The 10,658-nt window shown below is 66.4% G+C and carries 10 protein-coding genes and 1 tRNA gene; 5 read left to right on the top strand and 6 right to left on the bottom strand.

What is annotated here, in order from left to right; all coding sequences use genetic code 11:
• Window positions 1–42: 42 nt before the first annotated feature.
• Window positions 43–1,182 (top strand): NAD(P)-binding protein, encoded by a 1,140-nt coding sequence (locus tag OXG30_02335; protein MCY4133740.1) that lies wholly within the window; start codon window positions 43–45, stop codon window positions 1,180–1,182.
• 6 nt (window positions 1,183–1,188) lie between these two features.
• Complete coding sequence (locus tag OXG30_02340) at window positions 1,189–4,809, top strand: hydantoinase B/oxoprolinase family protein (GenBank protein ID MCY4133741.1); 3,621 nt, start codon at window positions 1,189–1,191, stop codon at window positions 4,807–4,809.
• Here OXG30_02340 and OXG30_02345 read toward each other — a convergent pair.
• The gene (locus tag OXG30_02345) at window positions 4,782–5,294 is read right to left on the bottom strand and encodes a (2Fe-2S)-binding protein (protein MCY4133742.1); all 513 of its coding nucleotides are present in this window, start codon (window positions 5,292–5,294) and stop codon (window positions 4,782–4,784) included. The two genes, OXG30_02340 and OXG30_02345, sit on opposite strands and share 28 nt — an antisense overlap.
• Window positions 5,295–5,303: 9 nt before the next feature.
• Window positions 5,304–6,104 carry an SDR family oxidoreductase gene (locus OXG30_02350; GenBank protein MCY4133743.1) on the bottom strand — a complete coding sequence of 267 codons (801 nt, stop codon included), beginning with the start codon at window positions 6,102–6,104 and terminating at the stop codon, window positions 5,304–5,306.
• A gap of 64 nt (window positions 6,105–6,168) precedes the next feature.
• Here OXG30_02350 and OXG30_02355 point away from each other — a divergent pair, with 64 nt between their 5' ends.
• A complete protein-coding gene (locus OXG30_02355) occupies window positions 6,169–7,026 on the top strand; it encodes a PAC2 family protein (protein MCY4133744.1) in 858 nt (285 codons plus the stop codon).
• A 95-nt stretch (window positions 7,027–7,121) separates the two neighbouring features.
• Window positions 7,122–7,189, top strand: a tRNA-OTHER gene (locus tag OXG30_02360).
• A gap of 22 nt (window positions 7,190–7,211) precedes the next feature.
• Here the strand turns inward: OXG30_02360 and OXG30_02365 are convergent.
• Genes OXG30_02365 through OXG30_02375 form a run of 3 tightly spaced genes read right to left on the bottom strand, consistent with a single transcriptional unit; the run spans window position 7,212 to window position 8,820 of the window.
• The gene (locus OXG30_02365) at window positions 7,212–7,415 is read right to left on the bottom strand and encodes a hypothetical protein (protein MCY4133745.1); all 204 of its coding nucleotides are present in this window, start codon (window positions 7,413–7,415) and stop codon (window positions 7,212–7,214) included.
• A 39-nt stretch (window positions 7,416–7,454) separates the two neighbouring features.
• Entirely contained in the window at window positions 7,455–7,745 is a 291-nt protein-coding gene (locus OXG30_02370) for a hypothetical protein (protein MCY4133746.1), read from the bottom strand.
• Window positions 7,746–7,758: 13 nt separating this feature from the next.
• Window positions 7,759–8,820, bottom strand: coding sequence for a hypothetical protein (locus tag OXG30_02375; GenBank protein MCY4133747.1), 1,062 nt, complete (start codon window positions 8,818–8,820; stop codon window positions 7,759–7,761).
• A 27-nt stretch (window positions 8,821–8,847) separates the two neighbouring features.
• Between OXG30_02375 and OXG30_02380 the strand changes: the two genes are divergently transcribed.
• Window positions 8,848–9,642, top strand: coding sequence for an SDR family NAD(P)-dependent oxidoreductase (locus tag OXG30_02380; GenBank protein MCY4133748.1), 795 nt, complete (start codon window positions 8,848–8,850; stop codon window positions 9,640–9,642).
• 149 nt (window positions 9,643–9,791) lie between these two features.
• Here the strand turns inward: OXG30_02380 and OXG30_02385 are convergent, their stop codons facing one another.
• Window positions 9,792–10,529 (bottom strand): hypothetical protein, encoded by a 738-nt coding sequence (locus OXG30_02385; GenBank protein ID MCY4133749.1) that lies wholly within the window; start codon window positions 10,527–10,529, stop codon window positions 9,792–9,794.
• Between the last annotated feature and the right edge of the window lie 129 nt (window positions 10,530–10,658).

The raw sequence follows: 10,658 nt of genomic DNA on the forward strand, positions 1-10,658 counted from the left end.
AATAGAGGCGTGTCCCCAAATCGCTCAGGATCGGCAGTTGCTGTGAAGAGGCGACGGATTGCCGTCGTGGGAGCCGGGTGGACCGGGGCGGTGGCCGGACGCCTGCTTACCGATGCTGGATTCGCCGTGGAGGTGATGGAGAAGACCAGAGTGGTGGGCGGACACTCTCGGGCCGAGACCATGAACGGGGTGGTGTACGAGCCCAACGGCGCCCACATCTTTCACACATCAAACGAGGCGGTGAATGAGTTCGTAAACGCCCACGGCCTCACCCGGCCCTACGACCACAAGGTGCTCACCGAGGTGCATCTGTCGCCCGACGATGACGACCATGAGAGCCGCCTGCTGTCGTGGCCTCCCCAAGTCTCAGAGCTGAGAGAACTGCCCATTTGGCCGACGGTGGAGCGTGAGCTGGCCTCCCTCCCTTCGCAGCCCACCGGCGACAACTTCGAGGACTACGTGGTCTCGATGATGGGCCGCACCCTCTACGACCTCTTCATCCGGGATTACACCGCCAAGCAATGGGGCCGACCGGCCATCGAGCTGTCAGCCCGATTCGCCCCCAAGCGGGTGGAGCTGCGCGATGACGGCCACCGAGGACTGTTCCGAGACCGCTGGCAGTATTTCCCTCCCAACGGCATCAACGAGGTAATCGAGTCGGTGCTGTCCACCGTGGCGGTCACGCTGAACACCGAGATCACCACCGACGACGCCGACCGCCTCGGCCAAGACTACGACGCGGTGGTCATCACCGCGGCGCTGGACGACTTCGCCCGCTGCCCCGGCGAGCTGGAGTGGCGGGGCATCGAGATGGTGTCCCAACACCACGCCACCGATGAACCCGGCGGTGTTGTCACCCCGGCCTATGTAACCAATCGCCCGTCGATGCGGGTGCCCCACACCCGCACGGTGGAGACCAAGCATGCCACCGGACAGCAGATCGGGGGCACGGTGGTCAGCGAGGAGATGCCCGGCGCTCCCCGGCGCCACTACCCGGTGCTGACTGCCGACGGCACCAACGAGCGCCGCAACGCCGAGTTGGCCGACAAGATCGCCGGCTGCTTCGACATCCCGGTGTACTTCGCCGGGCGGCTGGCCACCTATCGCTACATCAACCAGGACGAGGCCATCGCCGACGCCATGGCAGTAGCCGACCGGGTGGCCAAAGAGCTCTCGGGATAGCCGATCATGGTTGATACAACATCACAGGGCTGGCGCTTCTGGATTGATCGGGGGGGCACGTTCACCGATGTGGTGGCCCAGCAGCCCGACGGGGAGATCGTTACCTCCAAGCTGCTGTCGAAGAGCCACCGGTATCGCGACGCCGCGGTAGAGGCCATCCGGACCCTGCTGGAGCTGGCCCCCGGCCACCCCATCCCGTCGGACCAGGTGGCCGAGGTGAAGATGGGCACCACGGTGGCCACCAACGCCTTGCTGGAACGTCAGGGCGAGCCCACTGTTCTGATCACCACCAAGGGTTTCGCCGACGCCCTTCGCATCGGCTACCAAACCCGGCCCGACCTTTTCGCCCTCGACATCGTGCTGCCCGACATGGTGTACAGCCAGGTTGTGGCAGTGAGTGAGCGGGTACGGGCCGACGGCACCGTGGAGCGACCCCTAGACGAGGACGACGCCCGCCGACAACTGGCGGCGACTTACCAGGCCGGACTGCGATCGGCCGCCATCGTGCTGCTGCACGGCTACCGCTACCCCGAGCACGAAGCCCGCCTGGTGGAAGTCGCCGCCCAAGTGGGTTTCGAGCACATCTCAGCCAGCCACCAGGTCAACCCGCTCATCCGCATCGTGCCCCGAGGTGACACCACGGTGGCCGACGCCTACCTGACCCCGGTACTGCACCGTCACATCCAGACCGTGCAAGACCAACTCGACACATCGCTCCTGTTCATGCAGTCCAATGGAGGCCTGGCCCACCCCCATCACTTCCGGGGCAAGGACGCGTTGCTGTCCGGCCCGGCCGGCGGGGTCGTGGGCATGGCCCGCACCGGGGAGGCCGCGGGGCACGGCCGGCTGATCGGCTTCGACATGGGCGGCACTTCTACCGATGTGTCGCACTACGACGGCCGTTTCGAGCGCACCACCGACGCCGTCGTTGCCGGTGTCCGTGTGCGAGCGCCCATGATCCTGATCCACACCGTGGCTGCCGGCGGAGGGTCGATCCTTTCCTTCGGCGGCAGCCGCTTCCGGGTGGGTCCTGACTCGGCCGGGGCCGAGCCCGGCCCGGCCTGCTACGGCAACGGCGGTCCTCTCACCGTGACCGACGCCAATGTCGTCCTCGGCCGCCTGCACCCTGACCACTTCCCGGCGGTGTTCGGCACCGGCGGCGACCAGCCTCTCGACACCGCCGCGGCCCAGACCGCGTTCGCCAATCTGGCCGCGGCCATCACCGACGCCACCGGACAGCCGTGGACCCCAGAGAGAGCTGCCAAGGGGTTCTTGGATGTGGCGGTTCAGAACATGGCCAACGCCATCAAGACCATCTCGGTGCAGCAGGGCCATGACGTGAGCGCCTACACGCTGGCCTGCTTCGGAGGGGCCGGGGGCCAACACGCCTGCCGGGTGGCCGACGAGTTGGGCATGTCCACCGTGTTGATCCATCCTCACGCCGGCGTGCTCTCGGCGCTGGGCATCGGCCTAGCCGACGTGCGTTCGGTAACCGAGCGGGCGGTGGGCCAGCCGCTCACCGAAGAGTTGCTGACGACGATCGCCCACGAAATTGGCGAATTGGCCGCCGCGGCCTACACCGAGGTGGGCGCCGACCTAGCCCACTCGCAGATCCACATCGAGGCCGGCTACTTCCTGCGCTACGAGGGATCCGACACCGCGCTCGAAGTCACCGCCGACGACTACTTGCCGGTGATCACCGCCTTCGAGAATCTGCACCGGACCCGCTTCGGATTCGCCTCCCCCGAGACGCCGATCGTGCTGGAGTCGATCCAAGTTGAGGCCATCGGCCGCCGCGGCCTCTCGGAGACCCTGGCCGACCAGCCTGCCGCGGCTGCCCCAGGGCCTTCCGACGATCCCGCCCCCCGGGCCCGCCACCTGGCCAGTTTCGAGGGGCAGACCCTCGACACCCCCTTCTACGACCGGGCCGATCTGGTCTCTGGCGCAGCCGTGGACGGTCCCGCGGTCGTCGTGGACCCCCACTCCACCACGGTGGTGGAGCCGGGCTGGGCCGCAGCGGTTGCCCCCGGCGGCGAACTGGTGTTGAACCGGGTCGTGCCCCGACCAGAGGCCGCGGTGGGCACCCACGCCGACCCGGTGATGCTGGAGATCTTCAACAACCTCTTCATGAACGTGGCCGAACAGATGGGGGTGGCCCTGGAGAACACCGCCGCTTCGGTGAACATCAAGGAGCGACTGGACTTCTCCTGCGCCATCTTCGACCCCAACGGCGAGCTGATCGCCAACGCCCCCCACATGCCGGTGCATCTGGGGTCGATGGACATGGCGGTCAAAGCCATCATCGCCCGCCATCCAAACATGGCGCCCGGCGACGCCTTCATCACCAACGCCCCCTACAACGGCGGCACCCATCTGCCCGATGTAACCGTGGTCATGCCGGTGTTCGATGCCGACGGTGTCGAGGTTTTGTTCTTCACCGCGTCCCGAGGTCACCACGCCGACATCGGCGGCAGTGTCCCCGGATCAGCCCCGGCCCATGCGTCCAACATCGCCGAAGAGGGAGTGCTGTTCGACGGCGAGGTGCTGGCCCGAACTGGGCGGTTCCAAGAATCGGAGATTCGGGCCATGCTCACCGGCGCCGAATGGCCAGCCCGCAACCCCGACACCAACCTCGCCGACATCAAGGCGCAGCTGGCCGCCTGCCAGAAGGGGGCCGTCTCCCTGGGTGGGGTGATCGACTACTACAGCTTGGCCACAGTCCACGCCTACATGGACCATGTCCGAGCCAACGCCGCCGAATCAGTCCGCCGCTTGATCGACCGCTTGGAAGACGCCTCGTTTGCCGCCAGCTTTGACGACGGCGCCCAGGTGTCGGTGGCCTTACGGGTCGATCACGACCGCCGTGCGCTGACCGTCGACTTCACCGGCACCAGCGACCAGCACCCGGGGAACTTCAACGCTCCCCAACCGGTGTGTCGGGCCGCGGTGCTGTACGTGCTGCGCTGTTTGGTGGACGACAACATCCCGCTCAACAGCGGCTGCCTGGAGCCGGTGGAGCTGATTATGCCGTCACCCAGCATGATCAGCCCGGTGGAGCCCGCCGCAGTATTCGCCGGCAATGTGGAAACCTCCCAGCTCATCGTGGACACCCTGTTCGGCGCCGTGGGCTCAGTGGCCGCCTCACAGGGAACCATGAACAACGTGATATGGGGCAACGAACGCCACCAGTACTACGAGACCGTGTGCGGCGGTGCCGGGGCCACCGCCCGGCGCCACGGCTGCGACGCCGTCCACACCGGTATGACCAACGCCCGGCTCACCGACCCCGAGGTGTTGGAGCAGCGCCATCCCGTGGTGGTGGAGGACTTTGCTATCCGTCGGGGCAGCGGGGGCGCGGGCCAACGTCAGGGCGGCGACGGCGTGGTGCGGCGTACCCGATTCGAGGAGCCCATGAGCCTCAACGTGCTGTCATCTCGGCGGGACATCGCCCCTTACGGCATCAAGGGAGGCTGGCCCGGCGAGGTCGGAGTCAACCGTGTCCTGCGGGCGGACGGCACCGTGGAGAACTATCCCGGCGTGTTCCGCACCGAGGTGCAGCCCGGCGACCGGCTAGAGATCGCCACACCGGGCGGAGGCGGCTACGGCCCGCCTGAAGAGGAGCGCTGAGCGGCCAGGCGGACGCCCTCCACGATGCTGGTGTAGCCGGTGCAGCGGCACAGGGTGCCGGCCAAGAACTCCCGGATTTCCCCGTCTGTGGGCTCGGCGGCGCCGACGGGCCGATCGGCCAGCCAGGCCACGGTGGACATGATGATGCCCGGCGTGCAGAAGCCGCATTGAAAGCTCATGGCGTCGGCAAACGCCTGCTGCACCGGGCCCAGCACCGGGTTGCCGGGGTCTGTCGTGTCGACCAGGCCCTCGATGGTGGACACCTCGCAGCCGTCAGCTTGTACGGCCAGGATGAGGCATGACCGCACCGCGGCGCCGTCCACTAGTACCGTGCACGTCCCGCACACCCCGTGCTCGCACCCCAAGTGGGTGCCGGTGAGCCCGCACTGGCGGCGCAAGAAGTCGGCCAGCGTGGTGCGGGTCTCGGCTTCGGCGGCGTACTCAGTCCCGTTGGCCCGCAACTGGACCGTGCGCATTGGACTCATCAGGACTGGCTACCAGGTGATGCTCTGGCCGGCGTTGGCCCGCAGGATTTGACCGGTCACATAGCGGGAGGCGTCGGAAGCCAAGAACCAGATGAGATTGGCCTGGTCAGACGCCTCGCACACCTCGGCCAGCGGAGATCGGTCCCGCATCAGCTTGAGGTAGCTGTCCATCTCCACAGCGTCGACATTGCCCTCAGAATCCCGCAGATGGCCGCCTACAAAATTGGTGAGCGTGAACCCGGGGGCGATGGTGTTGACCCGAACTCCGCTAGGCCCCGCCTCCACGGCCAGCGACTGGGTGAGCATCGCCACCGCCGCTTTAGTGGCGGCGTACACCGATAAACCGCCCACTGGAGTGTTGATGGCAGTGGCCGACACATTGATGATCGAACCCGACCCTTGGGGAACCATGACCCGCATGGCCGCTTGGCAGCCGAAGAACACTCCCTTGAAGTTGATGGCCAGCACCCGGTCGAGCTCGGCCTCGGTCACGTCCACCGCATCGCCGTAGCTGCCCACCCCAGCCACGTTGGCCATCACATCCAGCCGTCCGAATTCGTCTGTGGCCGCGGCCACCAGCGCGCTCACCTGCTCGGCCCGGGTGGTATCCACTGATTGGGCCATCGCCCGGCCGCCGCCGTCAACAATGCGGTCCCGGGTTCGGGCTGCCCCGTCGCCGTCGATGTCGCCCAGTACCACCGCAGCCCCCGCCGCGGCCAGCGTCTCCGCGGTTGCTTCGCCGATGCCGCTAGCCGCCCCGGTGATGCACGCCACTCGCCCGCTCAAGTCGAACACGCCGAGCCTCTCCATAAAACCAGTTTGTCTTACCGTTTTCCGGCTTGCCCCACCGCCGTGCCGGTGCGAGTCTTGGACTATGGCGGTGGAAATGGAATGGCTGGTCGACCAACCCTCCCAATCCAACCCGGTCATGGTGGTGGCCCTGGAGGGTCTGTTCGACGCCGCCGATGCGGCCACCACTGCGGTTCGGTCGATGAAAGAAAGTGCCAACAGCGTCGAACCGCTGGCTCAGATCGACCCTGAGGGCTTCTTCAACTTCCAAGACCGACGCCCCGAGGTCCGTTTGGATGACAATGGCAGGCGGGTCATCGACTGGCCGTCAACCCAGGTGGATGCAGTGGAGCGTTTCGGCGCCAAACACCCCCTTGTGGTGGTGGACGGCGTGGAGCCCCACCTGCGGTGGAGAACCTTCGCCGATTACCTGGTTGAGGTGGCCACCGAGTGCCAAGCCGGCCTGGTGGTCACGCTCGGGGCCATGGTGGGCCTCGCCCCCCACACGCGACCCCTTGGCGTCGTCGGCAGCTCCACCAACGCCGAGTTGGCCCGCATGTTCGGCTTGGGCCGCCCCACCTATGAGGGCCCCACCGGACTGGTGGGCGCCCTCCACGACGCTCTGGACCAAGCCCGCATCCCGGTCATCTCCCTGCGGGTATCGGTGCCCCACTACGTTCCTGGACCGCCCAACCCCGAAGCCACCCGATCGTTGCTCAAGCGGTTCGAGTTGATCACCGGCATCATCACCGACCATGCCGAGCTCGACGAGGCCGCCGCCGCCTGGCGCGAGCGAGTTGACTCTGCGGTAGCCGGCGACGACGACCTCAAGAACTACGTCGCCCAACTCGAACAGCAGATCGACGAGGCCGACGACCTCCTCCCCACCGGCGACGACCTCGCCACCCAGTTCGAAGCCTTCCTCCGCGACCCCTGGAAATAGTACCTTTCATTGAATTTCAATGCGTTATAACTAGAACAGCGTCGAATCATGTGACTCGACGCTGTTCCATGAGATCGGTACGATCCCAATTTGGTGGGGCTGGCATGGTGCACGGACCGCCTCCAAAGTGGATTCCGTGGGGGTTCGAGTCCCCCCAGCTCCACCGTCCACTATACCGGGGTGGACTAAGCGCCGGTCAACCGGCTAACGGCTTCGTCGATGATGGTGGTGGCCAGCTTTTGGAGGGACTCGTCGTCGAGGGTGGAGACGGGGTGGGGGACGGTGACCGCGGGGTAGGTGGCCATGCCCACGGTGGGGGCGAACGACTCGACCACCGGCTCAAACGGCTCGGTGATCAGCAGCATCGAGGGGATGCCGCGGGATTCCATGTGAACGGCGTCGTGCAGACTGCACGCGGTGCAGGCGCCTCAATCGCCCAGGCCGGAGATGATGAGGTGGGAGCGGGCGGCCAGCATCTCGGCATCGTCGGCGTCGATGGGCTTGCCCGCGGCCGACTTGGAGTGAACCACGATGTCGGCCACCGGGAGGCGATCCCGCAGCTCCTCGGCCAGGTAGGTGAGCAGCTCTTTGGCGTTGTTCTTGGCGTTGTCGATCACCCCGATGACCACGGGCTCGGTGGGCGTCTGGCGATGCGCCATTGCGACCGGGTCAACTTGGGCTTCTTCGTAGACCGGCGACAACACCGTTACTGACGACACGAGAACTCCTCCCTCACGCCAAGGGTAGCCCGTCGCCGGGCGCGGCCACCTTTCGGGTAACGGCCACCGAATGCACAACCGGCGCCCAGTTGGGGATGTAGGCCGACCAGCCCGCTCCCGCGCTGCCCGCAGTAACCAGGAAGATGTCGTCGGGGCCTCGAACCGTGTTGAGTTTGCCGTCGGCGTCGGGGGTCATGTCGTTTTGGGCGGTGAACTCCTGTAAGACCCCGCCCGCCGCCAGGTGCTCGGGGGTCACCCTGCTGTGGTCGGCTAAGAACTCCCGCACCATCGGCTTGGTCCAGCCCGCCTCGGCCAGAATCTGGCGGTGCTCGGGGCCGATCACCAGCAACACCTGGTGCTTCTTAGCCACCGCATAGGTGGCCGGGCCGGTCATGGCGGCGGCAAAGGTCAACAGAACGCCCTCGGGATCGCCGTTGAGGTGGTTGGCCACCTGATGGGGGCTCTCGGAGGGGAACATGGTCACTGTGGTGTCGTTTTCGCCATATCCCAGCTCCACCCGCAGCGGTGGCCAACCCTGCGGCTGGGTCTCCTCGGCCACCAGCATCGTGTACTTGCCGGGGTGACCCAGTGATGATCCGTCGAGAGTGTCCGACCGGGCCCCCAGCACGTTCATGGCCACCAGCCGCAAAGCCCGCCCCACCGTGGCGTTGGCCCGATAGCCCGGACCCAGAGCATTGCGGCCGGTGTTGAACCCCAGTTCGGCCACCAGCGGCCCGCTCACCACCGCACACAGCGCAGCGCCGCCAGTGCTGGTCACCACCGTGTGGCACCCGAACCGGGGATCGAACATGGCCGACAACCCGGCCAGCACCACCGGGAAGTACTCAGGGCGGCAGCCGGCCATCACTGCGTTGACGGCCGCCTTCTCCGCGGTCACCTCCCGGGACCGCTCGGGCACATTGCCCACGATGTCGCCCGCCCCCACCCCGGCATGGTCGAGCATGGCCTGGACCCGCTCCGGCGTGGGCGGAACCACTGGCAGTCCGTCGGTCCACCCCCGGCCGAAGAACTCCTCTTGGACGTCCCCCGCGTCGAGCACCAACTCCTGAGCCATGCCGAGACGCTAGTAGGGTTCCCCGCCGTGACCGGAAGACTGACAGGCAAAAGAACCATCGTGACCGGGGCGGGCTCGGGCATCGGCAAGGCTGCGGCCCAGTTGTTCGCCGCCGAGGGGGCGCTGGTGATGTGCGCCGACATCAACGACGACGCTGCTGCGGCCACTGCGGCCGAGATCGGCGACCAGGCCATCAGCCTGGGGGTGGACGTGACCCAACCCGACGACTGCCAAGCCATGACCGAACAGGCTGCATCCGCATTCGGCGGCATCGACGCGGTTTACTCCAACGCCGGGGTGGACGGTCCCGGCCGAGCCGGCGACCTCAGCCTCGAGGAATGGAACCGGGTGATCGGGGTGAACCTTACCGGCAAGTGGCTGGCGGTCAAGTTCGCCATTCCCCACCTCATCGAAGCCGGCGGCGGGTCGTTGGTGCTCCAGGCCAGCGTCGGCGGGGTGATCGGCGTGCCGGGCATCGCCGCCTATGCCGCGGCCAAGGCCGGGGTGATCGGCCTCACCCGGCAGATGGCGGTGGACTACGGCCCCGACAACATCCGGGTCAACGCCATCTGCCCAGGCACGGTGCCCACTCCCCTGGTGCGGGCCACCTACGAGAAGCGGGGCGGGTTCTCAGCCACCGCCAATGCGCCGGAAGATGCCACCGTCGACGAGATGATCGAAGCCGCCGTGATTCGCCATCCCATCGGCCGCTTGGGCACCACCACCGACATCGCCCAACTCGCCCTGCACCTGGCCTCCGACGAGTCGTCGTGGACCACCGGTGCCGCCATCGTGATCGACGGCGGCATGTCAGTGGCCTGATCAGCCCACGGTGGAGCCCAGGAGAGACTGGCCATGCCCAAGGTCCGAGACGCTATCCGAGCCGAGCAACCATCGCTGGCAAACCGAGCGACGACCTGCCCCCGGTACTTGGGGCAGTATTCTGAAAAAGAGCTGTCGCCATCGGTGATCTAGGTGAACTGCCCGGCGGGCGCGTCCAACTCGACCAAGCTCCTGAGGTAGGCGTGCCTCTGCTCGTCCCAATCTCCTTGTTCCCAGTACCAGCAGGCGACGGTCTGATCGGCCCGCAACCCACAAATAGAGCTGTCGCCATCGGAGATCGAGGTGAACTCTCCGGCGGGCGCGTCCAACTCGACCAAGACCCAGCTGCGTACCCAGTGCCAGCAAGCGACGGTCTGGTCGGCCCGCAACCCACACTGAGTGCCGGCGAAACGTCCTTCGTCGGGGGCCTCGTAGCCGATCGCGGCGGTCTCTGTGAACTGCCCGGCGGGCGCGTCCCACTCGACTAGGATCGAAGGGCCAAGCCGTGTGAACTCTCGGTCATAGCTCCAGTCTCGGTCATAGCTCCAGCAGGCAATGATCTGGTTGGCCCGCCACCCACACCGGCGATAGTAAACTTTTCGACCAGCGCCTAAGCCGAACTCACGGACCGTGAATCGGTCACCTTCAATCTTGGTGAATGGTCCGGGGGGCGCGTCCAACTCGGTGTAGAACCAATGCCAGTTGCCGTCGTCGTCGCGCTGTTCTCCCCAAGTCCAGCAGACGGGAGCCTGCTCGGCCGTCAACCCGCACAAAGATGTCTCATAGTCGGGGGATAGTGGGTCTTCGGGCGGATTTGCTGGGTCGTCAGGGATGGCGAAGTGAAAGTGCGCGTCGATATCGGTAAGCGGTACGTCTGGGGCGTCCACCTGGATCCCGTCGATGGAACAGGCGATAGTCTTATCGGGGTTGGGGGCACAGAAGTACTCCCTGAAGTCCGACCCTGAGGTTCCCCCTGTTGTCCGGTCACTTGGTTTATGCGGCTTGTTCTAGTCGGT

This window comes from bacterium (genome assembly GCA_026708015.1).
Lineage (GTDB): Bacteria > Actinomycetota > Acidimicrobiia > Acidimicrobiales > Bin134 > Poriferisocius.

What these genes read in the sequence shown, in the direction of transcription:
- OXG30_02375 (MCY4133747.1), bottom strand. Translation starts at nt 8,820, where the DNA reads ATGGCTCAGGAGTTGGTGCTCGACGCGGGGGACGTCCAAGAGGAGTTC.
- OXG30_02365 (MCY4133745.1), bottom strand. Translation starts at nt 7,415, where the DNA reads ATGGAATCCCGCGGCATCCCCTCGATGCTGCTGATCACCGAGCCGTTT.
- OXG30_02355 (MCY4133744.1), top strand. Translation starts at nt 6,169, where the DNA reads ATGGCGGTGGAAATGGAATGGCTGGTCGACCAACCCTCCCAATCCAAC.
- OXG30_02345 (MCY4133742.1), bottom strand. Translation starts at nt 5,294, where the DNA reads ATGAGTCCAATGCGCACGGTCCAGTTGCGGGCCAACGGGACTGAGTAC.
- OXG30_02350 (MCY4133743.1), bottom strand. Translation starts at nt 6,104, where the DNA reads ATGGAGAGGCTCGGCGTGTTCGACTTGAGCGGGCGAGTGGCGTGCATC.
- OXG30_02340 (MCY4133741.1), top strand. Translation starts at nt 1,189, where the DNA reads ATGGTTGATACAACATCACAGGGCTGGCGCTTCTGGATTGATCGGGGG.